Annotated in this window: 22 protein-coding genes and 1 pseudogene; 20 read left to right on the top strand and 3 right to left on the bottom strand. The window is 57.1% G+C overall.

The window, feature by feature from the left end; all coding sequences use genetic code 11:
• Together A9977_RS28765 and A9977_RS28760 are read left to right on the top strand one after the other, a co-directional pair.
• A partial coding sequence (locus A9977_RS28765) for a tannase/feruloyl esterase family alpha/beta hydrolase (RefSeq protein WP_183028225.1) occupies nucleotides 1-1,573 on the top strand: 1,573 nt, incomplete at its 5' end.
• A gap of 133 nt (nucleotides 1,574-1,706) precedes the next feature.
• Nucleotides 1,707-2,051: pseudogene (locus A9977_RS28760) on the top strand (hypothetical protein); the annotation flags it as partial.
• On the opposite strand, the gene rsgA reads toward A9977_RS28760, so the two are convergent.
• From rsgA to A9977_RS28745, 3 genes are read right to left on the bottom strand one after another with little or no spacing between them, the layout of a single operon-like run.
• Nucleotides 2,032-2,976 (bottom strand): ribosome small subunit-dependent GTPase A, encoded by a 945-nt coding sequence (rsgA, locus tag A9977_RS28755; RefSeq protein WP_183028224.1) that lies wholly within the window; start codon nucleotides 2,974-2,976, stop codon nucleotides 2,032-2,034. The pseudogene A9977_RS28760 and the gene rsgA overlap by 20 nt on opposite strands.
• A gap of 9 nt (nucleotides 2,977-2,985) precedes the next feature.
• The gene (locus A9977_RS28750) at nucleotides 2,986-3,330 is read right to left on the bottom strand and encodes a 4a-hydroxytetrahydrobiopterin dehydratase (RefSeq protein ID WP_183028223.1); all 345 of its coding nucleotides are present in this window, start codon (nucleotides 3,328-3,330) and stop codon (nucleotides 2,986-2,988) included.
• Nucleotides 3,331-3,358: 28 nt separating this feature from the next.
• Nucleotides 3,359-4,618, bottom strand: a complete 1,260-nt coding sequence (locus tag A9977_RS28745; RefSeq protein ID WP_183028222.1) for a M48 family metallopeptidase — start codon at nucleotides 4,616-4,618, stop codon at nucleotides 3,359-3,361.
• A 70-nt stretch (nucleotides 4,619-4,688) separates the two neighbouring features.
• Between A9977_RS28745 and orn the strand changes: the two genes are divergently transcribed.
• The 18 genes from orn (at nucleotide 4,689) to A9977_RS28655 (ending at nucleotide 26,445) form a co-directional block, all read left to right on the top strand.
• Nucleotides 4,689-5,285 (top strand): oligoribonuclease, encoded by a 597-nt coding sequence (orn, locus tag A9977_RS28740; protein WP_183028221.1) that lies wholly within the window; start codon nucleotides 4,689-4,691, stop codon nucleotides 5,283-5,285.
• 233 nt (nucleotides 5,286-5,518) lie between these two features.
• Nucleotides 5,519-7,447 (top strand): DEAD/DEAH box helicase, encoded by a 1,929-nt coding sequence (locus A9977_RS28735; RefSeq protein WP_183028220.1) that lies wholly within the window; start codon nucleotides 5,519-5,521, stop codon nucleotides 7,445-7,447.
• A gap of 329 nt (nucleotides 7,448-7,776) precedes the next feature.
• Entirely contained in the window at nucleotides 7,777-8,565 is a 789-nt protein-coding gene (locus A9977_RS28730; RefSeq protein WP_183028219.1) for a hypothetical protein, read from the top strand.
• Nucleotides 8,531-10,930: a YjbH domain-containing protein gene (locus A9977_RS28725; RefSeq protein WP_220812161.1), complete on the top strand. Its 2,400-nt coding sequence runs from the start codon at nucleotides 8,531-8,533 to the stop codon at nucleotides 10,928-10,930. The genes A9977_RS28730 and A9977_RS28725 overlap by 35 nt, the downstream gene beginning before the upstream one ends.
• A gap of 24 nt (nucleotides 10,931-10,954) precedes the next feature.
• Complete coding sequence (gene tviB, locus A9977_RS28720) at nucleotides 10,955-12,238, top strand: Vi polysaccharide biosynthesis UDP-N-acetylglucosamine C-6 dehydrogenase TviB (protein WP_183028217.1); 1,284 nt, start codon at nucleotides 10,955-10,957, stop codon at nucleotides 12,236-12,238.
• Nucleotides 12,239-12,253: 15 nt separating this feature from the next.
• A complete protein-coding gene (locus A9977_RS28715; RefSeq protein ID WP_183028216.1) occupies nucleotides 12,254-13,375 on the top strand; it encodes an NAD-dependent epimerase/dehydratase family protein in 1,122 nt (373 codons plus the stop codon).
• 132 nt (nucleotides 13,376-13,507) lie between these two features.
• The gene (locus A9977_RS28710) at nucleotides 13,508-14,683 is read left to right on the top strand and encodes a DegT/DnrJ/EryC1/StrS family aminotransferase (protein WP_405054712.1); all 1,176 of its coding nucleotides are present in this window, start codon (nucleotides 13,508-13,510) and stop codon (nucleotides 14,681-14,683) included.
• Nucleotides 14,683-15,252 (top strand): acyltransferase, encoded by a 570-nt coding sequence (locus tag A9977_RS28705; RefSeq protein ID WP_183028215.1) that lies wholly within the window; start codon nucleotides 14,683-14,685, stop codon nucleotides 15,250-15,252. Before A9977_RS28710 ends, A9977_RS28705 begins: the two co-directional genes overlap by 1 nt.
• A gap of 4 nt (nucleotides 15,253-15,256) precedes the next feature.
• The gene (locus A9977_RS28700; RefSeq protein ID WP_183028214.1) at nucleotides 15,257-16,771 is read left to right on the top strand and encodes an oligosaccharide flippase family protein; all 1,515 of its coding nucleotides are present in this window, start codon (nucleotides 15,257-15,259) and stop codon (nucleotides 16,769-16,771) included.
• Between the two features lie 8 nt (nucleotides 16,772-16,779).
• On the top strand, nucleotides 16,780-18,024 hold the full coding sequence (locus tag A9977_RS28695; protein ID WP_183028213.1) for a hypothetical protein: 1,245 nt from the start codon (nucleotides 16,780-16,782) through the stop codon (nucleotides 18,022-18,024).
• 1 nt (nucleotide 18,025) lies between these two features.
• On the top strand, nucleotides 18,026-19,396 hold the full coding sequence (locus tag A9977_RS28690; RefSeq protein WP_183028212.1) for an O-antigen polymerase: 1,371 nt from the start codon (nucleotides 18,026-18,028) through the stop codon (nucleotides 19,394-19,396).
• Between the two features lie 59 nt (nucleotides 19,397-19,455).
• Nucleotides 19,456-20,595 (top strand): glycosyltransferase, encoded by a 1,140-nt coding sequence (locus A9977_RS28685; protein WP_183028211.1) that lies wholly within the window; start codon nucleotides 19,456-19,458, stop codon nucleotides 20,593-20,595.
• 123 nt (nucleotides 20,596-20,718) lie between these two features.
• On the top strand, nucleotides 20,719-22,698 hold the full coding sequence (gene asnB / locus A9977_RS28680) for an asparagine synthase (glutamine-hydrolyzing) (RefSeq protein WP_183028231.1): 1,980 nt from the start codon (nucleotides 20,719-20,721) through the stop codon (nucleotides 22,696-22,698).
• A gap of 168 nt (nucleotides 22,699-22,866) precedes the next feature.
• Complete coding sequence (locus A9977_RS28675; RefSeq protein ID WP_183028210.1) at nucleotides 22,867-23,997, top strand: glycosyltransferase family 4 protein; 1,131 nt, start codon at nucleotides 22,867-22,869, stop codon at nucleotides 23,995-23,997.
• The gene (locus A9977_RS28670) at nucleotides 23,994-24,938 is read left to right on the top strand and encodes an SDR family oxidoreductase (protein WP_183028209.1); all 945 of its coding nucleotides are present in this window, start codon (nucleotides 23,994-23,996) and stop codon (nucleotides 24,936-24,938) included. Before A9977_RS28675 ends, A9977_RS28670 begins: the two co-directional genes overlap by 4 nt.
• Nucleotides 24,935-25,495, top strand: coding sequence for a sugar transferase (locus A9977_RS28665; RefSeq protein WP_183028208.1), 561 nt, complete (start codon nucleotides 24,935-24,937; stop codon nucleotides 25,493-25,495). Before A9977_RS28670 ends, A9977_RS28665 begins: the two co-directional genes overlap by 4 nt.
• Complete coding sequence (locus A9977_RS28660) at nucleotides 25,479-26,069, top strand: acetyltransferase (RefSeq protein WP_310936220.1); 591 nt, start codon at nucleotides 25,479-25,481, stop codon at nucleotides 26,067-26,069. The genes A9977_RS28665 and A9977_RS28660 overlap by 17 nt, the downstream gene beginning before the upstream one ends.
• A 70-nt stretch (nucleotides 26,070-26,139) precedes the next feature.
• A complete protein-coding gene (locus A9977_RS28655) occupies nucleotides 26,140-26,445 on the top strand; it encodes a VanZ family protein (protein WP_183028206.1) in 306 nt (101 codons plus the stop codon).
• Nucleotides 26,446-26,527: the final 82 nt, after the last annotated feature.

The raw sequence follows: 26,527 nt of genomic DNA, 5'->3' as shown, positions 1-26,527 counted from the left end.
GGGCATGACCGTTCCGGCATCGGCGATCGGCCTGCCGACCACCGGCGCTACGGTGACCGCCGTCAAGACGGTCGCGGCCAGCGGCAGCGGCGTGGCGGCCGTGCCCGAGTACTGCGAGGTCGCGGGCAAGATCGCGCCGGTCGATCCCGCCGCGCCGAACATCCTGTTTCAGCTGGCACTGCCCACGCGCTGGAACCAGAAGGTCGTCATGTTCGGCGGTGGCGGCTTCAACGGCACCATCCCGAGCGTCAAGGGCAACGTGCCGAACGGGCCGGTCGACCAACCAACGCCGCTGGGCCGGGGCTATGCGACCTTCGCGAGCGACTCGGGCCACCAGGCCAACGCCCTCGGCTCGCAGGACGGGTCGTTCGGCCTCAACGACGAGGCGGTGCGCAACTTCGGCGGCGACGTGCTGAAGAAGGTGCACGACGTAGCACTCTCGCTGGTCAGGGCGCGCTACGCGGCCAGCCCGGCCAAGGCGTATTTCGCCGGCGGCTCGACCGGTGGGCGCGAGGCGCTGACGGCGATCCAGCGCTGGCCCGCGGACTGGGACGGCGCGATCGCGTGGTATCCCGCATGGAACGACGCCGCGGCCCTGCTGGCCGGGCACCGCATGAGCCGCGCGCTCGCTCAGCCAGGCGCCTATCCCAATTCGGCGAAGCGCGAACTCCTGTTCAAGGCCGCTCTGGAGGCCTGCGACGCGCTCGACGGCGCCACCGACGGGCTGATCAGCAACCAGAACCTGTGCAATGCCCGCTTCGATCCGTCGACCGCCATGCTGGCCGGCGTCCCGGTCCGCTGTGCGGGCGGCATCGATGCCGGCAACGGCTGCCTGTCGGATGCGCAGATCACGGCCTTGAAGACGATCGATACGCCGACGAACTTCAACTACCTGCTCGCGAGCGGGGAGACGCAGTACCCGGGCTACAACGTGTGGGGCGCCGATCTCGGCATCACCACCTGGACCTCGCCGCTCGAGCCGGTCGTGACCTTCCTCGGGCTCGGCACTTCGCCGCCGGGGCGGCCGATGCCGGCGACCGCGCCCTATGTGAGTGTGCTCACCGACCAGTGGATCAAGTATTCGGTCACACGCGATCCGCTCTACGACTCGCTCTCGCTCGATCCGGAGAACGCCGGACCCTGGGCCAACCGCATCAGCGCGCTGAGCACGCAGCTGGACGTGAGCACCGACATCTCCGCGTTCAGGGCGCGCGGCGGCAAGCTGCTGCTGGCCCACGGCCTGGCCGACGTGCTGGTGAGCACACGCGCCACGGAGCAGTACTACCAGCGCCTGCAGGCGCGCATGGGCTTGGCGGAAGTCGACGGCTTCGTCCGCTACTACGAGGTCGCGGGCCTGGGCCATGCGGTGAGCAGCGTCTTCAACGCGACCTGGGATTCGCTCACCGCGCTGGAACAGTGGGCCGAGGCCGGCACCGCCCCCGCGGGGCAGGTCACCACCGACACGGCCGGCGTGCCCGGACGCACTCGTCCGCTGTGCGACTACCCGAAGTGGCCGGCGTACAAGGGCACGGGCGACGTCAACCTCGCCTCTTCGTTCCGGTGCGCAGACTGAGCGCGGAGAGAAATCAGGTGTGATGCTCCAACAGGTTGTCTCCAGTGGTGATCCGGATCGGGCTTGAACGGCTGGAAGTCGCCAAACACCCAATCCGCTCGGGAAGCCCACCCGATGAACCCATAAGCATGCCCGACTTGCCTTTGCCCGCCGAGTCGAGTTGGTCAAGCAGGTGACCTTGGAAGGCCTTGATGCTGTGTGCGCTGCGGCTGCACACGGCGTCACCGCGCCGATGGCAAGGAAGTGGGGCGGTCGCTATCTGGCGGGCGGTGAGGCGGTGCTTGCGGACGCATCATCCAGGCCCCGGCGATCTCCCGGAAGCATCGATTGCGCGAGGGCCTTGCCTATCCTCGAGCTGCGCAAGCGGCGGATGCCGCAGGCGCGCATCGCACGCAGCGCCGAGGTCGCAGGGTCCAGGTACGGGAACCGGGCAGGGCAGCCTCCGGACTCGACAAACTTCAGTAGCGCGTCTGGCTGAGCTCGGCAAACAGCTCGCCGTAGATCCGATAGCGCGTGGCGTGGATCTCGCCCGGGTGCGTGGGCGAATCGACCTGCGCGATCACGCCGCAGCCGGGTTCGTGCAGGTGCGAGCAGTTGTAGAACTTGCAGTGGTCGGCATGTGCGGCGATGTCGGGCATCAGCTTGGCCAGCTGCATGGGCTCGATGTGGTTGAGACCGAACTCCTGGAAGCCCGGTGAATCGATCAGCCCGGTGCTGCGCTCGGCGTCGACCCAGTACCAGGTGGTGCTGGTGGTGGTGTGCTTGCCCGAGTTGAGCGCGTAGGAGATCTCGTTGGTCAGCGCCGAGGCGCTGGGCACCAGCAGGTTGATCAGCGTGCTCTTGCCCGCGCCCGAGGGCCCGAGAACCAGCGTGCTCTTGCCGGCCAGTTGCTGCATCAGCAGCGCGCGGTCCTCGGCGCCGGTGGCGGTGAGCGCCAGCGATAGCACGCCGGGGTACATGCGCCGGTAGGGTTCGAGCCGGGCCCAGGCGCGCTCGAAGGGCACGGCCAGGTCGCGCTTGTTGAGCGCGATGATCGGCGTGATGCGCTCGGCCTCGGCCGCGATCAGCGCGCGCGCCAGCTGGTGTTCGGAAAACTCGGGCTCCGCCGCGATCAGGATCAGCACCTGGTCGAGGTTGGCTGCGAAGGACTTGGTGCGGATCTCATCCTGCCGGTAGAACAGGTTCTTGCGCTCGACCACCTTCTCGATCGTGCCTTCGTCCTCGCTGGCCTGCCACTTCACGCGGTCGCCGACCACGGCCTGGCTCTTCTTGCCGCGCGGATGGCAGATGCGGCGTTCGCCCTCGGGCGTCTCGACCAGGCAGTGGCGTCCGTGGCTCGCGATCACCAGGCCGTCATGCAGGGCGGCATTGGAAGCGGCCGGGGCGCTGCGTGGCTTAGCCACGGTGAACGCTCATGCAGCCGCCAGCAAGGCGTCGGCCTGGGCCGCGCACTCGAAGTCGGTGGCCGAGATGCCGGCCACGTCGTGCGTGTTGAAGCGCACCACGCAGCGGTTGTAGTGCACCGACAGGTCGGGGTGGTGGTCGAAGCGGTGCGCCACCAGGGCCAGCGCGTTCACGAAGGCGATGGTCTCGAAGTAGTTCGAGAACGTGTAGGTCTTCTCGATCGCCACGGCCGCGCCTTCGCCATTGAGTTTCCAGCCCTCGATACGGGCCAGGGCGCTGACGATCTCCGTGGCGTTCAGGGCGCGCCGCGGCGGCGTGTTCTTCCAGTCCTTGATGTTGAGCATGCTGGTCATGGTGCGGAATCTCCAGAGAAGAAGGGCATCAGGCCGCGCCCATGCGCGCGAGGCGCTCCGAGGCCGGCGGGTGCGAATAGTAGAACTTGACGAACACCGGGTCGGGCGTGAGCGTCGACGCGTTGTCCTGGTAGAGCTTGAGCAGCGCGGCGGCCAGGTCGGCGCCGCTGGTCTGGGCCACCGCATAGGCGTCGGCCTCGAACTCGTGCTTGCGCGACATCCGGGCCGACAGCGGCGCCACGAAGAAGCCGAACACCGGCACCGCCAGCATGAACAGCAGCAGCGCCAGCGCATTGTTGGGCGCCGCCATGTTGGGCTGCACGCCCAGGCCCGCGTAGAACCACGACTGGCTCGACACCCAGCCCAGCAGCGCGAAGCCGGCCAGGCTCAGCGCGAACATGGTGACCATGCGCTTGACGATGTGGCGGTGCTTGAAGTGGCCCAGCTCGTGCGCCAGCACCGCCTCGACCTCGCCGGCATTCAGCTGGCGCAGCAGCGTGTCGTAGAAGACCACGCGCTTGCTGGCGCCGAAGCCGGTGAAGTAGGCGTTGGCATGCGCGCTGCGGCGGCTGCCGTCCATCACGAACAGGCCCTTGGCGGCGAAGCCGCAACGCTGCATCAGCGCCGTCACGCGGGCCTTGAGGCCGGCGTCGTCGAGCGGCTTGAACTTGTTGAACAGCGGCGCGATGAAGCTCGGGTAGATCAGCATCAGCAGCAGGTTGAACGCGGTCCAGGCGGCCCAGGCCCAGAGCCACCACCGTTCGCCGGCCGCGCCCATGAGCCAGAGGATCAGCGCCGCGATCGGCAGGCCGATGACCGCGCCGAGCAGCGTGCCCTTGGCCGCATCGCCCAGCCAGAGCCTGAAGCTCATCTTGTTGAAGCCGAATCGCTCTTCCAGGCGGAAGGTCTGCCATAGCGTAAAGGGCAGGTCGAGCAGCCCGCCGATCACGGCGAAGGCCGCGAGCAGCGCCAGTTGCTGTGCCATACCGCCGCCGATCCACACCAGGAGCAGCTTGTTGAGCAGGTCGAGCCCGCCCAGCAGCGTCCAGGCCAGCAGCAGCGCCGCGCCCCAGGCCATCTCGAGCAGGCCGAAGCGGGTCTTGGCGATGGTGTAGTCGGCCGCCTTCTGGTGGGCCGCGAGCGTCATGGTTTGGGCGAAGACGGCCGGCACCGCGTCGCGATGTTGCGCCACGTGGCGGATCTGGCGCGTGGCGAGCCAGAACTTCACGGCGAGGCCGGCGAGGATTGCGGCGGCGAAGGCGCAGGTGAAGCCGAGTGCTTGGGACATGGGGCGCCGAGTTTAGCCCGCGGGTCGCGCATCCATGCGGTGCCCATACACCATCGACGACAATCCGGCGATGTCCGAATCCATCGCTCCGACCCCCGCCGCACCCGTCCCCACGCTGAAGAAGAGCGACCAGAACCTGGTCTGGCTCGACTGCGAAATGAGCGGCCTCGACCCCGAGAAAGAACACCTGCTGGAGATCGCCGTGGTGATCACCGGCCCCGACCTCACGCCGCGCATCGAAGGCCCGGTGCTGGTCATCCACCAGAGCGACGCCGTGCTCGACGCGATGGATGCCTGGAACAAGGGCACCCACGGCCGCAGCGGCCTGATCGACAAGGTGAAGGCCTCGACCCTGGACGAAGCCGCCGCCGAGAAGCAACTGATCGAGTTCATCTCGCGCTACATCCCCAAGCAGGGTTCGCCCATGTGCGGCAACACCATCGGGCAGGACCGCCGCTTCCTGGTGAAGTACATGCCCAAGCTGGAGGCCTACTTCCACTACCGCAACCTCGACGTCAGCACCCTCAAGGAACTGGCCAAGCGCTGGAAGCCCGCGGCCTACACCAGCTTCAAGAAGCAGCAGGCTCACACCGCGCTGGCCGACGTGCACGAGTCCATCGAGGAGCTGGCGCACTACCGCACCACCTTCCTTCGCCTCGAAGACTAGCTTTTTCGCGGGGGGCGTTAGGTAAAAACCCCAGGACGTGTCATAATTGCGGGCTTCGCTGCACAGTGCAGCGTTTCTCGCATCTCCCTATCTTGCACACCGCGCCCGATGAACGGGCCGCAGCCAAGGCAGACCCCAGGTCGTAGCTCTTGCTGAATGTCGTTGGATGGTTGATGTTTTTAACCACCCGACGGGGCGCCGCCTACGGCAGCGCTCGCGTATGAGCTATCTACATGACCGACGCTTACATCCAAGCGCAGGGCGATTCCGCGCCTGTGCAATCCGCTGACGACTTCGCTGTTGTCATTGAATCCAATGTCGCCGCCGACGTGCAAGTGCTGCACGACGTGGCCGAAACCGCCGAGGCCGATGCGGCCGTCGAGACCGAACCCAAGCTGCCCAACGGCTTCGTGCGCCTGGGCCTGGCCAGCGAGCTCGTCGCCGCCGTGGCCGACCTCGGCTTCGACCAGCCGACCGCCGTGCAGGACAAGGTCATCCCCCTGGCCCTGGGCAGCGACTCGGAAGAGGGCAGCGCCCGCTTCATCGACCTGATGGTCTCGAGCCAGACCGGCAGCGGCAAGACCGCCGCCTTCCTGCTGCCCGTGCTGCACACCCTGCTCAAGCAGGAAGCCGAAGCCGAAGCCATCGCCAAGGCGGAATTCAAGCGCCTGGCCGACGAAGCCGCCGCCCGTGGCGAAGCGCCCCCGAAGAAGGCCAAGCGCAAGGACCCGACCAACACCCGCAACTTCAAGGCCGCCACCCCCGGCGCCCTGATCCTGTGCCCCACGCGCGAACTCGCGCAGCAGGTCGCACACGACGCCATCGACCTGGTCCGCCATTGCCGCGGCCTGCGCGTGGCCAGCGTGGTGGGCGGCATGCCTTACCAGCTGCAGATCGCCAAGCTGCAGAACGCCAACCTCGTGGTCGCCACCCCCGGCCGCCTGCTCGACCTGCAGCGCTCGATGCAGATCAAGCTCGACCAGGTGCAGTTCCTGGTCGTCGACGAAGCCGACCGCATGCTCGACCTGGGCTTCTCGGACGACCTGGCCGAAGTCAACCAGCTCACCGTGGCGCGCAAGCAGACCATGATGTTCAGCGCGACCTTCGCTCCCCGCATCCAGCAACTGGCCACCCGCGTGATGCGCCAGCCGCAGAAGGTGCAGATCGATTCGCCGCAAGAGAAGCACGCCAACATCAAGCAGGTGCTGTTCTGGGCCGACAACGTCCAGCACAAGCGCAAGATGCTCGACCACTGGCTGCGTGACACCACCATCAACCAGGCCATCGTGTTCGCCAGCACCCAGGTCGAGTGCGACGGCCTCGCCAACGACCTGCAGCAAGACGGCTTCAGCGCCGTGGCGCTGCACGGTGCCCTGAGCCAGGGCCTGCGCAACCGCCGCCTGATGGCGCTGCGCCAGGGCCAGGTGCAGATCCTGGTGGCCACCGACGTCGCCGCCCGCGGCATCGACGTGCCCACCATCACCCACGTCTTCAACTTCGGCCTGCCGATGAAGGCCGAGGATTACACCCACCGCATCGGCCGCACCGGCCGTGCCGGCCGCGACGGCATCGCCGTGACCTTTGCCGAGTTCCGCGATCGCCGCAAGATCATGGACATCGAGCATTACAGCCACCAGCAGTTCAAGGCCGAGACCATCCCCGGCCTCGAACCCCAGCAGCGCATGCCCCAGTCGCGCCCGCAAGGCGACTTCGGCGGCCGTGGCCGTGACAACCATTCGCGGGGTGGCGAACGCCGCTTCGGCGGTGGCGCCGGCCCGCGTGGCAACTTCGGTGGCGGTGGTGGCGGCAACTTCGGCGGCGGCAACGACCGCGGCGGCAGCGAGCGCAGCTATGCCGGCGCCAGCAGCTTCAACGACCGCGGCCCGCGCGGCGCGGCACCGGGTGCCCGTCCGCACCATGGCCACAACGCCGGTTTCGGCGGCGGTCGTGACGAAGGCGGCGGTGGCTACGGCCGCAAGCCGGGCTGGGGCGACAGCGCTCCGCGCGGTGCCGGCGGCCCCTCGCGTGGCGAAGGCTTCGCACCCCGCAACGAAGGTTTCGCCCCCCGCGGTGAGAATTTCGCACCCCGCGGCGCAGGCGGCGGCGGCAAAGTGTTTGTTCCGCGCGACGCGGCCAAGCGTGCATTCAAGCCCAGTCGCTAATTAAATAGTATTCAAATTCGCCCTTTTAAAGGCCGATCAATCGCTCGCTGAGCGATTGATCGGCCTTTTTTATTGCTTTCGGTTTACTTTTTTGGACCCGGGGTTTCACCGTCTTGCGGAATGGCATAAATGGGGGATGCGTGCACATTCCGGACTGATACACTCCCCTCGCCACCGTTAACAATCGTCAAAATGGCGAGTTATTTGGTGTTTCCCCGCCGTATTCCTCTGTTTCGACTTGATCAACAGATGAATTCGTGCAGTTTTCAATTGCGCCCGGCACGCTTCGCGCACCGGGTTCCCCCAGTCCTCACAGAGCGGAAAACTCGATGACAAACTTCACGCAATCGGCACGCGCCAAGTTCCTGGTTTCGGCCGTAGCCCTTCTCAGCATGGCTGCCTGCGGCGGTGGCGGCGGCGGTGGTGGTAACGGTGCCGGTGCGGAAATTGCCGTGAGCGGCACGACGGCACGCGGCGCGGCCCTGGCCAACGCCAGCATCGAGCTGAACTGCGCCAACGGCGCCCGCGTGGTGGGCACCTCGGACGCCAACGGCGGCTACACCAGCAACCGCGTGGCCATCACCTACCCCTGCATCGGCACCGCCAAGGCAGGCGCGATCACCTACCGTGGTCTGCTGTTCTCGAGCAACATCGCCAACTTCACGCCCCTGACCGACATCCTCGTCGAGACGGTGCTCGCAGCCTCGGCCAGCGGCAGCGCCGGCCTGACCCTGGACCAGTTCCTGACCAAGATCCGTTCGGACAGCACCTTTGCCGCCAACGTGAGCTCGGCCACCGCCGTGGCTTCGTACCGCGCCGCCGTGCTCAAGGTGGTCAAGGACCAGCTCGTCGGCTCCGGCCTGACCAGCGCGCAGGCTGACGCCGTGATCGCCGCATCGGGCAACTTCGAATCGACCAGCTTCGCCATCGGCTCGCCGCTGGACAAGGTGCTCGATAACACCGCATCGGTGCTGCAAAACGCCGACGGCAGCCTGAAGGCCGCGATCCTGGCGATTGCCAAGGCTGCGGGCGACCTGCTCCCGACCCCGGGTTCGGGCGGCACCGGTGGTACCGGCGGCACGGGTGGCACCGGCGGCACCGGTGGCACCGGGGGCTGATCGCGCACCGTTCCCGCAGTCGCCAGTCCTAGCCGCCGCCCTCGCGCTGCTCGGTCTGGCGGGCGCGGCGGCGGTGCCCCCAGCTCATGCACAGATTGCACCTTCGCTCAACGCGAGCGGTGCGACCGGTTTGTCGGTCACCCCCACGGCACAGCTGTTGCCTTGGGGCAGTGCGTCGCTGGGCTATGACAATGAAGTGGTAGGCGGTCCGATCACGAACCGCTACGGCACGAGTGGCCACAACCTGGTCGCAGGCTTCGGCCTGCTGCCCAATCTCGAGATTTCCGGCCGCATTGCCAGTAACAAGTTCAATACGAACTGCTATACCGACAACTGCGGCATTCGCGACCTCTCCTTCAATTTCAAGGGTGGTGCCCAGCTCGACCGTGACGGTCGCTGGAAGATCGCCGCCGGCGGCACAGACATCGGCGGCGAGACCGGTAATTTCCGCTCGCTGTACGGCGTGCTCACGTACACGCCACTCGACCCGCTCGACCTGACAGTGGGCTATGCGCGCCGCGGCACCGCACGCAACGTCAGCACGCCGCTCGACGGCCCCTTTGCCAGCGCAGCCTACCGGCCGCTCTCTTGGCTGCAGACCCACATCGAATACGTCGACAGTCAAGCGTGGGCGGGTGCGCGCGTCTATGCACCTTCCGAATGGCTGCCGGCTGGCTGGTCGGCCCATGTGGGCGCCAACGTGCGCTTGCGCGGTGACGAACGCACCGCGCGCAGCTGGGTGAGCATCGGCTTCAACGTGCCCCTGTACAAGGTGCCCGATAGCCGCCCCGCAGCCGTGTCGACCATCACCACCACGACGACCACGGCCACTGTGTTCCCGTCTGCGTCTGCGCAGCCGGCGCCGTCGACCGAGCGCAAGGCCTTCTCGCAAGATGGCCTGCGCGTGTCCGACGTGCCCTTGCAGCCCGACCTGTCTCCGCCCAACGTGGGCCCGCGCCCGCCGGCGTCGGCCCTGCTCAGCGTGTCGCCGACCGCTTCGGCCGAGACGCGAGCCATGGTGGCGGCCAATGCCGCTGCCGTGTCGACGCCCCCGCCGCCCGCACCGGTGACCGACGAACAGCTCGTCGCGCTCGGTGAGGCCTTGCGCGCCAAGGGCTTCGAGGACATCCGCGTGGGCCGCGCGCCCGACGGCGCCGTGGCCGTGCGCGTGAACAACGCCAGCTACAACGTCAACACGGCCGACGGCCTGGGTGTGGCCCTGGGCGTGATCGCTCGCAACCTGGCGGCACAGCGCGCTGGCTACCGCCTAGTGCTGATGCAGCGCCAGCTCGACATAGTGGGCGTGACCGGCCAGGCCGATTGCCTTGCACAGTGGATTGCGCTCGGCCCGGCGCGTTGCACCGCAGGCCAGCTCTACACCCCCGGCACCACCGCCATCGGCGCGCTGCTGGCGGACGCAAGCTGGGTCGTCGACGGGCGTTCGCCCAGCTGGGCCACGCCACGCATCATCCTGCAGCCGGTGCTGCGCAGCGCGGTTGCAACGGAGTACGGCGTGTTCGACCATTCGCTCGCACTGCGCGCCATGCTGCAGCAGCCGTTGTGGTCGGGTGCCTGGGCCGAGGTGGCGGGCAATACGCCGATTCATGACTCCGACGACTATAAGCAGGGGCAGGTCTTCGGCAATAGCCGCTTTGTGAGCCAAACCGACCGCTATATGGTCCATCAGATGTTCCGCCTGCCGGTGGAGCATCTGTTTGGCAAGGACAACGCCGAGACGGCTGCGCTGTGGGGCGCCAATGCGCTGACGGGTCACGTGGCCGCCGGCCGTATCGACGCCAACTATCGTGGTACTTATGGCGAAGTCCGCTGGGAGCCGGGCGAAGGTCGCCACCGGCTGCACGCCGAAGCAGGCCGTTTCGAACGCATCCAGTTCTACGACGCCAACCTGCCGGTGCATTCGCGCACGGCTCTCGCGAGCTATCGCTATGCCTACACGCCCACGCGCACCTACGCGGAAGTCACGGCCGGGCAGTTTCTTTACAACGACCGGGGTGTGCGCTTTGGCATTAAGCAATGGTTTGACGACATCGCCATCACGCTCTATGTGCGACGCACCAAGTTCGAGTGGGCCGCTGCCTCGAGAACCTCGGCCGGCATCGAGTTGTCGATTCCGCTCACGCCGCGCAAGGACATGTCGCCTACATACCCGGTGCAGGTGACTGGGAACCCGAGGTGGTCGTATGGCATTGAAACCGTCATACGTGAAGGTTCCAATGTGCTGAGCACCAATCAAGGCGTTGGCGCCAACGTATCGATGCTCGACCGGACCTTCAACTTTGACCGTTCTGGCTTGGCCTATTTCGAAGACAACATGCCCCGCGTGCGAAGCGCCGCGCGGCAGTAACTATTCCTTTTTCATTAAGACTCCATGTATTCATCAGAACTGAACGCACCTATCGCAGTCATCGGATTGGGTTACGTTGGATTGCCGCTCGCCGTCGAATTTGGGAAGAAGCGTACCGTCATTGGATTCGATATCAATGAAAAACGCATCGCCGAATTGCAAGGCGGTCATGACCATACTTTGGAAACGTCCTCCGAGGAGCTGAAGGAGGCGGCAAAGCTGGCCTTCACCTCCAAGGCCCAAGACTTGTCTGACTGTTCCATATTTATCGTGACGGTGCCGACCCCTGTCGACAGCGCCAACCGCCCCGATCTGACCCCCCTGATCAAGGCCAGTGAAACGGTGGGCAAGGTTTTGCGCGACGGGGCGATCGTGATCTTCGAGTCGACGGTGTATCCCGGCGCGACCGAAGAGGTCTGTGTGCCCGTTTTGGAAAAGTTTAGTGGAAAGAAGTTCAACGTCGATTTCTTCTGTGGCTATAGCCCGGAGCGCATCAACCCGGGCGACAAGGAACATCGCCTGCCCAGCATCAAGAAAGTGACTAGCGGTAGCACGCCCGAAGTCGCCGAGCAGGTGGACCAGTTGTATCGCCAGATCATCACGGCCGGCACCTACAAGGCAAGCAGCATCAAGGTGGCCGAAGCCGCCAAGGTCATCGAGAACACGCAGCGCGACGTGAATATCGCCTTGATGAATGAACTCAGCCTGATCTTTCATCGCTTGGGCATTGACACGCTGGAGGTGTTGCAGGCAGCGGGCACTAAGTGGAATTTCTTGCCATTTCGTCCGGGGCTTGTGGGCGGGCACTGCATCGGTGTCGACCCCTACTACCTTACTCACAAAGCTGTTGAAGTGGGTTATCACCCCGAGGTGATCTTGGCCGGTCGCCGCATTAACGACAACATGGCCAGTCACGTTGCAGACGAAGTCATCAAGCTGATGCTGCGCAAGAACGTGCCGGTGTTGGGCAGCAAGGTGTTGGTGTTGGGGTTGACCTTTAAGGAGAACTGCCCCGATGTGCGCAATACTAAGGTCGTCGACATCGTGCGCACTTTGAAGGGCTACAACACGCAGGTCGACGTGTTCGATCCGTGGATTGATGTGGCCGAGGCCGAACATGAATACGGTCTCGAGTGCCTGAGCGAAATGCCAGCTCCGGGCCAGTACGCCGCCATCGTGCTGGCCGTCGGTCATCACCAGTTCGTGACTTTGGGTGAAGCGGGCATCAAGGCGCTGGGCCAACCCAACGCCGTATTGTTCGATGTAAAAAGTCTGCTGCCCTTGGGCGCCGCAGACGGTCGGCTGTAAGCGGGCTGCTCGACCATGATCGAACCGAACTCAAGTGCGACGGCATACGATAACCTGCGCGCTCGCCTGACCACAGAGACTCACACGTGGCTCGTCACTGGCGTGGCTGGTTTCATCGGCAGCAACCTGCTGGAAAACCTGCTGAAGCTTAACCAACGCGTAGTGGGCCTCGATAACTTCGCCACGGGCCACCGGCGCAACCTGGCCGAGGTTCAAACCTTGGTGACGTCCGAGCAGTGGGCTAACTTCCACTTCATCGAGGGCGATATCCGCAACCTCGACGATTGCAAGCGAGCCATGGCCTTTCCTGTTGAGCATGCTTCATCAGGCGAGGACGTAGCCGCAGTGGAATACGTTCTTCACGAAGCTGCCCTTGGCAGTGTGCCGCGAAGCTTGGCCGATCCGATCATGACCAATGATGTCAACATCAGCGGCTTTCTGAACATGCTGGTGGCTTCGCGCGATGCGGGCGTGAAGAGCTTCACCTATGCGGCCAGCAGCAGCACCTATGGCGACCATCCGGGACTTCCGAAGGTCGAGCACACCATTGGCAAGCCGCTCAGTCCCTATGCCGTCACCAAGTACGTCAATGAGCTGTATGCCGACGTGTTTGCCCGCTGCTATGGCTTCAACACTATCGGCCTGCGCTATTTCAACGTGTTCGGCCCTCGGCAGGACCCCAACGGCGCTTACGCCGCAGTCATTCCTAAATGGATCGCCAGCCTGATGCAAGGTGAGCCGGTCTACATCAATGGCGACGGCGAAACCAGCCGGGACTTCTGCTTTATCGCGAACGTCGTTCAAGCGAATCTGCTGGCCGCCACTGTGGCCGATCTCCCGCCCGGAGAGGGCGGGTGGGAGGGCTCAACATCACCCGTGAACCAGGTCTACAACGTCGCAGTTGGCGACCGCACCACGTTGAACGAGCTGTACGCCCAACTGCACGGCAAACTGCTGCCGCAATACCCGAGCCTTCAAGACGCACAGCCCGTGCGCCGTGACTTTCGGGCTGGCGATGTGCGACACAGCCTGGCCGATATCGGCAAGGCGCAGCGCCTACTTGGCTACGTGCCTACCCAACGCATCAGCGAAGGTCTGGCGCTCGCCATGCCTTGGTACATAGCACAGAAAAGTTGATTTAAGCGACCCCTGGTACTTGCATCGGTTGAAGCGATCTCATGTTGATGCTCATCCTCAACGAGGGCGATCAACTGACCCAAAGTCACCCAGCGCGATTTGTCGCCCTACCTCGAATCGAAGGAAATGCATATGCCAAAGACACCCCTGGCGCTTGTCTCGCCAACGCAGGCGGAACTTGACACTGACGCCAAAGACACGGCGCCAGCCATTTATGTCACTCAGCCAGCGTTGCCCCCGCTGGAAGAGTTTATCCCGTATCTGCAGGAAATATGGGACAACAAGATCCTCACCAACGGTGGTCCGTTTCACCAACAGCTTGAAAAGGCGCTGTGCGAGTATCTGGGCGTGAAGCACTTAGCGCTTTTCTCGAACGGCACGCTGGGTTTGGTCACGGCGCTGCAAGCTCTGCGGGTGACCGGAGAAGTCATCACCACCCCCTATTCGTTTGTGGCCACAGCTCATTCGCTCTTGTGGAATGGCATTAAACCCGTGTTCGCTGACGTTGACCCGGACACGCTGAACCTCGACCCGGCAAAGATTGAAGCGGCGATCACCCCGCATACGACCGCCATCATGCCAGTGCATTGCTACGGCCACCCTTGCGACGTAGATGCAATCCAGAAGATTGCGGACAACTACAACCTGCGGGTAATCTACGACGCCGCCCATGCCTTTGCTGTGCAGGACGAGGGCGGTAGCGTGCTGCGCCACGGCGACCTGTCGGTGCTCAGTTTTCACGCCACCAAAGTCTTCAATACGTTTGAAGGTGGCGCCATCGTCTGTCCAGATGCCAAGACCAAACAGCGCATTGATCATTTGAAGAACTTTGGCTTTGTGGATGAAACTACGGTGGTCGCACCGGGCATCAATGGAAAAATGAGCGAGATCAATGCGGCCTTCGGCATGTTGCAACTGCAGCACGTCGACGCGGCATTGGCCAAGCGCCAAAGCATCGATGCAGTTTACCGTGGAGCATTGCAGAACGTACCCGGGATTCGTTGCCTGCAAGATGCCGGCGAGCGAGTGGCCAACTACTCTTATTTCCCCATTCTGGTTGGGGCTGACTACCCGTTGAGCCGCGATGGCTTGTATCAGAAACTCAAAGACAACGGGATCCATGCGCGCAGATATTTTTACCCTTTGATCTCGGAATTTCCTATGTATAGGGGAATGGTTTCGGCGCATCGCGAAAATCTTCCTGTGGCTAGCGCAGCAGCGCAAAAAGTGCTTTGCTTGCCGATTTATCCTGCCATGGGCGAGGATAATCAAAAACGCGTCATTGAAATAATTCTCGCGACCTTCTGATGGCAATGTTGAGTCAAGATGCGATTAAGGCCTTAGGGTTTTTGTCTGCTGGCGAGAATCTTCAAATCTCCGATCGCGCGTCCTTCTATGGAGTGAATCGCATAGCGCTAGGTAACAATGTTCGAATAGATGATTTTTGCGTGCTCTCGGCAGGTCTTGGCGGAATTTCAATCGGTGATTACGTGCACATCGCAGTATATTCTTCATTGATTGGCGGCGGGAAAATTGAATTATCGGATTTTTGCAACATATCATCTCGAGTATCCATCTATTCAAGTAATGACGATTACTCCGGAGGGGCAATGACAAACCCTACTGTTCCGGATGAGTACACCAACGTCACCCATGCGGATGTATTCCTGGATAGGCACGTGATAGTGGGTAGCGGAAGTGTCATTTTGCCTGGAGTGACACTAGAAGAAGGCGTTGCAATAGGCGCGCTAAGCCTCATAAACAAACACTGCAAGGCATTTGGCATCTATGCAGGCAATCCGGCTAGGCGAATTAAGGAACGCAAACGTGATCTGCTGAGCATCGAGCGGTGTTTTACAGCCCGCAATGCAGGATAAACCCGTGTCATTCAAGAGAAATATATTGGCGAGCTACGCGTCGCAAATATACGTAACGCTCATTGGAATTCTGATTCTTCCGGTATACCTAAAGTATATGGGGCCCGAGGCGTATGGGCTAGTGGGCTTTTTCACGACGTTGCAAGCGTGGTTCGGACTTTTGGATATGGGTTTGACCCCAATGGTTGCTCGAGAGACCGCGCGTTTCAAAGGTGGAGCGACCAATGCATTGAGCTATCGCCGATTGCTGCGTGCGCTGCAGATTATATTTCTGGGGATCGCATTGCTTGGAGGTGGGGCAATGGTGGGACTTTCGGAGTGGATTGCGAATAATTGGCTTAATGTAAAGACCCTCTCAGTTGCACAAGTGGAGTTGGCGTTGCAGTTGATGGCTGTGGGGATTGCATTTCGTTGGATCGCGGGCCTATATAGAGGGTGTATAACAGGCTCTGAAGAGTTGGTGTGGCTAGGCGGTTTTAACGCTCTAATTGCAACGTTTAGATTCGTTTTTGTGCTTCCCGTTCTGATTTGGGTCGGAAATTCACCTGCAGTTTTTTTTACTTACCAACTGCTGGTGGCCATGTTTGAATTGTGTGGCCTGGCCTCTCATGCGCATCGCTCGTTTCCCTTGTTTCCCAAACGCGAACGGCTTGGATGGACTCCGACGCTGCTGATGAAACCTCTCAAGCCGCTTATCCGATTCTCGCTAACGATCGCTTTTACATCGTCTATTTGGATTTTTGTCACTCAAGCAGACAAACTTGTACTGTCAAAAATCCTACCACTAGCGGACTATGGTTATTTCACTCTGGCCGTATTGGCTGCAAGTGGAGTCATGATGATCACCAATCCGATCAGCAGTGCATTGTTGCCTCGAATGGCTCGACTGCACGCGGAAGGTGATGAAATGGGATTGATTAGACTGTATCGCAACGCGACGCAATTGGTTGCAGCGATTGCTTTACCCGCTTGTTTGGTGCTTGCATTTTTCGCTGAACAAGTACTTTGGGTTTGGACAGGTGATTCTCATGCGGCAATGCAGGCTGCGCCGGTGCTGCGATTGTATGCAATAGGGTACGGATTCCTGGCTCTAAGTGCGTTACCCTACTATTTACAATTTGCCAAAGGCGATCTGAGGTTGCATCTCGTTGGCAATATATTGTTTGTAGTCTTCCTAATTCCATCCATGATATGGGCCGTATGGCGACATGGTGCAATTGGCGCTGGCTATGCCTGGTTGTGTGTCAACGCGACGTATTTTCTTATTTGGATTCCATTCGTGCATCGACGATTTAGGTCTGGCCTGCATTGGCAATGGTTGCTTCACGACTTGGGTGGCATTGCCATTTTCGGTACCCTGGTTGCTAGCCTTTTGTTCATCCTAATTTCTTGGCCCCAAGAGCGGCAAGTCGCCCTAGTCTTGATCTTATTTTCCGGCGCACTGTTATGCTTGACAAGCATTTCTGCTTCAAGTTCATTGCGTAAGCGTGCCCGTAATTTTCTGCTAAAAAATAGCTGACAAGCCAAATGAGAAAAAAAATAAAAATTGATAAGAGTGGCGTCATAGTTTTCATGGGTTCTATGAATGCTATGCCGATGATGTACGCCTGGGAACTGAGACGGCGCGGCTACGATGTCCTCTACTTTGTTGATGCGCCTCCCACTGATGCTCTTTCAAGGCCGGAAAATCATTATGCTGGCCTTGGATACCCGTACCCAAATTGGGTCGTTGAGCTAAAAATGCCGACTCAAATGATGTTGCCGTATTTCTCTAGGCTGCACGCGAAAAGAGTCATGAAGAATATTAGGTCGCGGACGAAGAAAGCAATCTCGTGCTTTTTTCTAAACGGCTTTTTTGTTTCTTTGGCACCGTGGCTTAAGACAGAAGGAAAAGTTGTGGCGTTGTCTCACGGGTCTGACTTGGATGTATGGGCCAATAGGGGGAATGCTAAAAACCTATCGAATTCCTTTAAAAATAGATCGATATTTAATTTTCTGCCTTCAGCATTCGCTGGAAGATTAATAGAGAAGGCTGTAAAGCAGCAATACGCCGGATTCTCTTCTTCAGATGCCGTAATTTATTTCCCTCACGGATTTAATATTTCTGGTGATGAAGTCGTAGGGCAACTTAGGGCAGAAGGTAAGAGTGTTTGGGAGCGCTACGACGTTTCTTTCGAGCCATTGGCAGGTGTGTCGAGAGAAATTAAAGAGCCGGAAAGTAAAATAATCCTGTTCTCCGGCGTTAGGTTCTTATACAAAACGTTCCCTGATGGAAATCGAGAGTATTCAAAGGGAAACGATATAATGATTCAGGGAATCGCCGAGTACTGGAAAAGAAACAAAAGAATTGAAGTGCACTTCGTAGAGAAGGGCGAAGATGTTCTGCATGCAAAACAGTTGTGCCGAGATCTCGGGATTAATGAAATTGTAGTTTGGCATAAGGAAATGCCATTTAACAAGCTTATTGATCTTTATTTAAAATCAGACATCTGCTTTGATCAGGTTGGCGCTCATTGGATGGGGGCGATTGGAGCCTACGCTTTATTCTTGGGGCGGCCATTAATTGCAAACGTAAACAAGGCAATGGAATTGGGTGTTTTTCCTTATAAAAATCCTATTCTTTCTGCAGAAAATGCGAGTGATGTTTTTGACGCACTTGTAAAACTTGAGAATGATTCTTTTCGAAGAAATTTGAGTCAAGATTCAAAGATATTTGTAGAGCGTGAGATGGGCTGCAGCAAACTTATCGATAGTTTATTTTCATTGACGTAGCGTGAACTATTTTCTCGGCATCATTTGTCCCATTTTCTACTTGCTGGTAATGGGGGGGGTTTTCCTTAGAATTTTTCGTCGCTCCAATTTTTGGCCAGTATTCCTGTCGATTGAATATTTTTATGTCCTTGGGATCGGAATTTTTCCGTTATTCTTATTCTTGGGAATTGTTAAAATTCCTCAGCAGTACGAGTTTTATCGCAATGATCTGGAAAATATTAGCTCAATCTCATTGCTTCACATTGCGGCATATGCGTTCGGAGCATTTGTTGGATTTTTTTTCCTGAAAAGATTCTCATCGGCAGCTGCGAAATCTTTCGTGGAGAAATCAAAAAGAATAAATATTAACCCATTGGGATTTTTTTACTTCTTATTGATATTTTCCGTTCTGGGTGCCTCTTTCTATTTCTCGGCAGTGGGGTTTGAGCGAGCACTAACCAGTGCAAGTGCCTCACGAGGAGGCGACTTTTCAGAATTTGATGGACTTGAAGGCTTTCTCTTTCTTAAGCGTTTTACAATCATCGGTCTGTATGGCATTGCAGCATTCCCATTTATTGTTGCAAAAAAGAAAAACCTAAAATCCTCGTTTTTTCTTTTCTTTGTAATTGGCGTGCTGGCGTACCTAACTACAGTGTCGCGATTTGCCTTGTTTGAGACTTTTGTAACGCCATTGTTGATATATTTTGCTTACGGGCGGTCGAAAACCTCATTGAAGTCTTGGGTGATTATTTCACTGCTCTTTGCTTTCTCATTTCTTGTTTTTCTTTTCGGCAAAGAGTTTGTTGCTGCTGTTTCTGGATTTCTATATTCCGGTACTCGCATCGAATTTTCTACCGCGTCTCAAGAAGCTGGTGTCCTCGATCCGTTTTCACATTTACTTTTTTCGATTGATGCGGGCGTCAATAACTTTTTTACAACCGGCCCTTTTTTGGCAAATGATGTTCTTCTTTCGATTTTTGGGATTTTCCCAAGCGGAATATTGTCGTCTTTCGGTCTCGAGAGTTTAAGTTATCAATTGGTAAGTGATGGGTTAAGATTTTCTTGTATTAATACTAGAAATTTGGTCGGCAGAGAAGCTGATTGCATCATTCCGCCATACTATACCGGCGTGTCTGCGTATCTATTTCCGTTGGTTGGAGGTTTCTTTTTTGGGGCAATGAGATTCTTCTTGTATTCGGTAATGCACAGGGTTTGGATTCTACTTCGCGGCGATGAGGCATATTTGGTTGTGCCCTATCTTGCGCTGCTTGTTTTGCAGCAAATGATGCTTTTTATTCCTTCGACAATTTCACTGTCGATTTTCTTTGTATTGATGCTTTATTCTTATATAGTCATAGGCCGATTTTTCCATCGTGTTCGATGGAGTCTATGAAGAACTTTTCACATCTTTTTGCAGTGTTCTGGTTGTGACTGGGGTTTTGGTTGGTAAAAATGAATGTACTTCATGTCATTACTGGTCTAAATAACGGCGGTGCTGAGGCCGTGCTTTTTCGTTTGATAGAAAATGACAAGGGGAGTGGTTACCTTCACTTTGTCGTTTCTCTCACTGATCGGGGTATTTATTCGGAACGCCTTGAGGCAGTCGGTGCAAAGGTTTACGCATTAAATTTCCCGCGTGGAAAGATTGTGTTTTCGGGCCTGATCAAGCTGTATCAGATTTTTCGTCAAATTAAGCCTGATGTTGTTCAGACTTGGATGTATCACGCTGATTTGATCGGTGGGCTAATAGCGAGATTTTCGGGAATTCGGGCTGTCGCTTGGGGAATCAGGCACGCCAATTTAGATCCGCAGCACAATAGTCGCACCACTCTAGCGATCGCGCGCCTATGCATGTATCTTTCCCGCTGGGTGCCTAAAATAATTGTCAGTTGCTCGTTGCAAGCAACCGCTGTACATCAGGCTATGGGCTATTGTTTTGATAAATTCGTTTATATTCCCAATGGTTACAACATGGCACGATTTGATGTTGATCTGGTGGGCCGAGCCAGTCTTCGTGCTGAGATCGGATTGGCGGACGATGTGTTTGTGATCGGTATGGTCGCAAGATTTGATCCGCAAAAGGATCATCGAAATTTGTTGGACGCTTTAGGCCAATTGAAGCGTTGCGGTATTCAATTTTCCTGTTTACTCGTTGGGGTGGGAATGAGTGAAGAGAATGACGTATTGCGCGCTTGGATTAGAGAGGCGGGCATTGCCGATCGCATAATACTTATGGGACCGCGTGCTGATATTCCAGCGGTAATGAATGCAATTGATGTTCATGTCCTATCCAGTTTGGGCGAGGCATTTCCGAATGTTCTTGCGGAGGCGATGGCTTGCGGCACTCCATGTGTTACTACTGATGTCGGTGACGCCGCTGTTATTGTTAGAGATCATGGCTGGGTTGTCGTGCCTCAAGATAGAAATGCTTTGGCTGCAGGATTGGAGAAAGCCCACTTCAGTTTTAGTCGTGGGGGATTGAAATGGCAAGAGCAGAAACTAGCCTGCCGCGCACACATTATGAATAACTTTGAATTAAATATCATGTGCGAACGTTATCACGATATTTGGAAGTCGTGTGTGGAGCAGTAGGTCGGTACACGCTTTGAGATCTGCGGTTTAACTCGAATTATTCCCGTTTCGCCGTTGCTGTACGGGACGCGTGTTGAAATCTGCGAACAGCATTGTCATGTGAGGTTGAAAAAGGTTTCTGATATGTGCGGATTTGCGGGTTTTTTAGGTGGTGAATGGTTAGGTAATGAGGGACAGCGTCTTAAGGCGATGACGGATTCGATTGCCAATAGAGGACCTGATGCCGATGGGCAGTGGCTCGACAGGGAGGCTGCAATCGGACTCGGACATCGTCGCTTGTCGATTGTTGAGCTGTCTTCCGCCGGCGCACAGCCTATGATTTCTGCGTCAGGGCGGTTCGTAATCTCATTCAATGGTGAGATCTACAATCATTTGGGTTTGCGTGCTGAACTCGCCAAGCGTGGGGACGTTCCCGTCTGGCGGGGACATTCTGATACTGAAACCCTTCTAGCAGGTTTCGATCATTGGGGAATCCGCATAACGCTCGAACGTGCTATCGGTATGTTCGCCTTTGCGGTTTGGGACAGGCAGTTACGACAACTGACGCTTGCACGCGATCGGTTAGGTGAAAAACCGCTTTACTACGGTTGGCAAGGTAGTGGGCGGAGTGCTGTATTTTTGTTTGGGTCAGAGCTCAAAGCATTGCGAGCGCATCCTGCTTTTAAAGCGGAAATTAGTCGCGACGCGCTTTGCTTGTTCATGCGACACAACAACATCGGCGGCGCTCATTCCATTTATTCGGGAATTTGCAAGATGCTGCCCGGCACCTTGCTAACAGTGTCACAGACTGCTACGGAGCCCCTCATTCAACAGTATTGGTCGAATGTAGAGGCTGCGCAAAGAGGCATTTCTAACCGCTTCAAAGGTAGCGCTGAAGACGCTGTCGATGAACTAGAGGTTCTGCTTAAAAGCGCGGTTCGACAACAAATGATGGCTGACGTGCCGCTCGGAGCGTTTCTCTCAGGCGGAATCGATTCATCAGCCGTGGTTGCGTTAATGCAATCGCAGTCAAATCGTCCAACTAAGACTTTTTCCGTGGGTTTCCACGACGCAGCTTATAACGAGGCTGAGCATGCTCAAGCCGTGGCCAAGCATCTTGGCACTGAGCACACGGAAATGTATGTCACGCCAGAGCAAGCATTAGCTGTTATTCCCCGTCTCCCTAGTCTCTATTGCGAGCCATTTGCCGATTCTTCGCAGATTCCAACGTTTTTAGTTAGCCAGCTGGCTCGTCAGCATGTCGCTGTGTCGCTATCAGGTGATGGGGGAGACGAATTATTTTGCGGCTATAACCGCTATGCTTTTACGGCAAAATTATGGCGTCGCCTGTCAATGCTTCCTCTACCGCTACGACGGGGGCTGGCCAAAGGGCTTACAAGTGTGTCGCCTGATCGTCTAAACCGCCTTGCGGCCTCAACCCCGCTTGCGGGCCGATGGCCAAATGTGGGAGACAAATTGCATAAAGGTGCGGGTGTTATGGCGGCAGGGTCTCCAGCTGAACTCTACCGATCTATGGTTTCCTATTGGTCTAATCCTGCCGAAGTGGTGCTGGGGGGGGGGGAGCCAAAAACGGCGTTTAACGATCCAATGTTGGATTTAACCGGCTTGACGGATGTTGAACGAATGATGGCGCTGGACCTGCAGACTTATCTTCCAGATGATATTTTGACGAAGGTCGATCGCGCTGCTATGGGAGTGAGCCTTGAAACACGTGTCCCATTTCTCGATCATCGTATTGTGGAATTTGCATGGCAGTTGCCAATGGAATACAAGGTGAGATTGGAAGGCAAGACTAGGACGCCTAAATGGGTGTTGCGTCAAGTGCTTTTTCGTCATGTGCCTAGGAGTTTGATTGAACGACCTAAGAAAGGATTTAGCGTTCCAATTGACAGTTGGTTGCGTGGCCCTTTACGCGCTTGGGCGGAGAACCTACTGAGTGAATCACGTCTCAAACGAGAAGGCTACTTAAACTCAACTCTCGTGCGGAGAAAATGGGCAGAGCATTTGAGTGGGCAGCGTAATTGGCATCACCAGCTTTGGTGCGTATTGATGTTCCAGGCTTGGTTGACGGAGCAAATTCCTGGTGATCGCGCAACGCGATGAGATTTACGTAGATTTTTGATTTAAAGGTGGTGGCTAAACATTGAGTCGACATAAAAATATTGCTCAGATAAATCACCGTTTGATTTTTATTTTTATTTCGAATGGCTAAAAAAAGCAGATTTTTTTCGATTTGTTGCTGAAATTTAAGTTCAATATATCGCAATAGATATGTCAAAAATACTATTATTTGTCGTGAATGTTGATTGGTTTTTTGCGTCGCATAGGATGCCAATTGCTTTGGCGGCGAAAAAGAGTGGCTATGAGGTCCATATTGCGACTGCATTGACGGATAGGGCCGAGGAGTTTCGTGAGAATGGCTTGATTGTTCATGAGCTGATTTTGAAGCGAAATGGAGCGGCTATTATCAATGCTATACGCTCTCTGTATGAGATGGTTTTTTTGTTTCGTGCGATTCGCCCAGATGTTATTCATCTTGTAACGATAAAGCCTGTGCTCCTGGGGGGTGTTGCAGCGCGATTGGTAAATGTGCCTGGTGTGGTCGCTGCAATATCTGGGCTAGGGTACGTGTTTACAGCGCGAGGCTTAGGTGCTCAAATTCGGAGGTGGCTGATTGCACAGATTTATAGATTTGTGTTGTCAAATCGACGGCTTAGGGTGATATTCCAAAATGAGAATGACAAAGAAATTCTTTGTGAATTTTCTGGACTGAACTCTGATCGAGCTCTCCTGATTCGCGGTTCTGGGGTTGATTTGGTTAGGTATCGTTCAATGCCGCTGCCGACTGGGATTCCTGTCATCATGATGGCGGCCCGCTTGCTCTTTGATAAAGGGGTTTCAGAATTTGTTGAGGCGGCACGAATCGTCCACTCTAAAGGGGTTTTGGCGCGATTTGTGCTGGTCGGGTCCGTCGATGAGGCAAATCCGACAAGCCTTGATTCGGATGATTTGGAAAAAATCGCTAGAGATGGAATCGTGGAGCTATGGGGGCATCGCCCCGACATGGCTTCCGTGCTTATAGAAGCCAGCGTTGTTGTGCTTCCCTCTTATAGAGAGGGCTTGCCTAAGGTTCTTATTGAAGCTGCTGCGTGTGGGCGGCCGGTGATTACGACCGATGTCCCTGGCTGCAGGGATGCTATTTTGTCAGGTATCACGGGTTTGTTAGTACCAGTGAGGGACGCCGCGGCTCTGGCTAGCGCCTTGGAGATTCTTATCAATGCTCCGGACGTTCGTGAGAAGATGGGCATTGCTGGAAGAAAATTGGCTGAGGAGGTTTTCGATTTAACCGGGGTTGTGGATGCACACCTAGATCTTTATGAGAAAATGGTGACTGCAACATGAAGATATTGATCACCGGAGCTAACGGATTTGTTGGCAACACAGTTTGGCGCCGATTCGAAGGACAGCCAGGAATTAGCGCCGTGGGAAGTGTGAGGACGTTAGAGGTTTCAAGGAAAAATGAGAAATGGATTTCGGTAGGAGATCTGGCGGACTCCGCTGATTGGTCTATCTTGCTAGCCGGAGTTGACGTAGTTGTTCACACGGCAGCACGCGTTCATGTGTTGAATGAGGTGACATCGGATCCACTGGCAGAATTTCGACGGGTTAATGTCGATGGCACTATGCGTCTGGCACGGCAAGCAGCAGCTTTTGGAGTGAAGAGGTTCATTTTTGTCAGTTCGATCAAAGTACATGGTGAATCGACTGTAGAAGGTCGTCCATTTCATTCGGACGATGTTCCTTCGCCTTCCGACCCCTACGGCGTTTCTAAGCTCGAAGCGGAAAATGCCTTACGCGAACTCGCCTTAAGTTCCGGAATGGAGCTTGTGATCGTGCGACCACCGTTGGTCTACGGGCCTGGGGTGAAGGCCAATTTCGCGGCCATGATGAGATGGCTTAGCCGAGGGGTACCATTGCCTTTGGGTGCCATCAAGAATCGTCGTAGCCTTGTCGCCTTAGACAACTTGGTAGATCTTCTCGTCGTTTGTGTTCAGCACCCTGCAGCGAGCGGACAAATTTTCCTAGTCTCTGATGGCGAAGATGTCTCTACAACGCAACTACTCCGCTACATGGGAGTTGCTCTGGGCTGCAAAACGCGATTGATTCCTTTGCCGGCAGCATTGTTGGAATGGGGGGCTGCACTAGTAGGAAAACGAGAGGTCGCACGACGTCTTTGCGGATCGCTGCAAGTCGATATCGAGAAAACTTGCACTACCCTCCAGTGGAGGCCACCGATATCCCTTGCTGTAGGATTGAAGAAAGCTGCGAGAGATTTCTCATGAAGCGGGTTTTTGATTTATTGTTAGCATTTTTGGCTGCGATTATTTTGGCCATTCCGGTGTTGGTGGTGGCACTGCTGGTGCGTTTGACTTCACCAGGGCCCGTACTGTACTGGTCAGAGCGAGTTGGTCAGGGCAATAAGATTTTCAAGATGCCAAAATTTCGAAGCATGCGGGTTGGTACTCCTGCGGTGGCCACTCATCTGCTCGCAAACGCAAGTTCGCACCTCACCCCCATTGGCAGCTTTCTTCGTAAAAGCAGCCTGGACGAGCTTCCGCAGCTTTGGAGCATTTTGGTTGGCGACATGAGCTTCGTAGGGCCGAGGCCAGCCCTGTTCAATCAGGACGATCTTATTTCGCTGCGTACAAACCAAGGGGTGCATCTACTGCTGCCTGGCCTTACAGGTTGGGCTCAGGTAAATGGACGCGACGAACTCCCGATTCCGGCGAAGGTGAGACTCGATGTTGAGTATCTTCATCGTCGATCCTTGACATTCGATGTCCATGTCCTTTGGCTCACTTTTGTCAAAGTGCTGAGGCGCGATGGTGTCTCGCATTGACATGAAGCGTCTGTTGATCATCGGTGCCGGAGGGCACGGTCGTACGGTGGCGGAGGCGGTCTTGTTAGGGCAGGAGTACGAACTCACTGCCTTTCTTGACGATGCCCCTGATGGAGTTCAACTTTTAGGGGGCATCCCTGTTTGGGGAGGCACGAGTGAGTTGGCTTCCTGCCGAGGGCAGGTCGATGCGGTCGTGGTCGCGATCGGAAGAAATGCGCTCCGCGAGACGCTGCATGCATACGTTGCTGCTGTTGGATTTCCACTGGCGACAGTAGTTCATCCCAGAGCCATTGTGTCTCCCAGTGCATTGATTGGTCCGGGATGTGCGGTGATGGCGGGCGCCGTCATCGGAACACAGGCGTGCTTGGCTGAAGGTGCAATCGCTAACTGTGGTGCCGTTGTCGATCATGACTGTCTTGTAGAGGCCTTCGGCCACTTGGGCGTAGGGGCTTGCATGTCCGGTGGCTCAGCGTTGGGGCGCGGGGCCTGGTTGCAGGCAGGCGCGGTCCTAGGGTACGGAGTCAAGGTGCCCGCAGGTCAGGTACTGCGAGCCGGTGAAGGGATTACCGCATGAGGTCTTCGTGCGGAGACTATGCCGATAAATGTTCAGACCTGTGACTTGGCGTTGGCTCTTGGCATTCGCCATGCTGATACTGCTGGCGTTCAGCCTGATGCCGCCTTCGCCGAGCATGCCGTCCACGGGCTGGGACAAAAGTAACCATATGCTTGGCTTCGCGGTGTTGGCCATGCTTGGGCACGCGGCCTGGCCGCGGCATCGGTGGGCCATGCTTGCAGGCCTGCTGGCCTACGGCGGGTTGATCGAAGTTCTTCAGTCTTTCACGCCCGATCGCTTTGCGGAGTGGGGCGATCTCCTGGCCGATGGCATCGGTTTGCTGGTCGGCGAAGCCTGCGCGCTGTTGTTATTGCGCGGGCATGTGGCGAAGGAATGAAAACTAAAGACTAAGGTCGACTGTGTTTTTCTTCGCGTCCCATGAACGCGGGAGCACAGCTGACACGATAACGAGACACAAT

Origin of the sequence: Variovorax sp. UMC13 (genome assembly GCF_014170375.1) — a bacterium.
Taxonomy (GTDB): Bacteria; Pseudomonadota; Gammaproteobacteria; order Burkholderiales; family Burkholderiaceae_C; genus Variovorax.
Note: the sequence above shows the minus strand (reverse complement) of the source record. Positions and strands in the feature narration are given on the sequence as shown.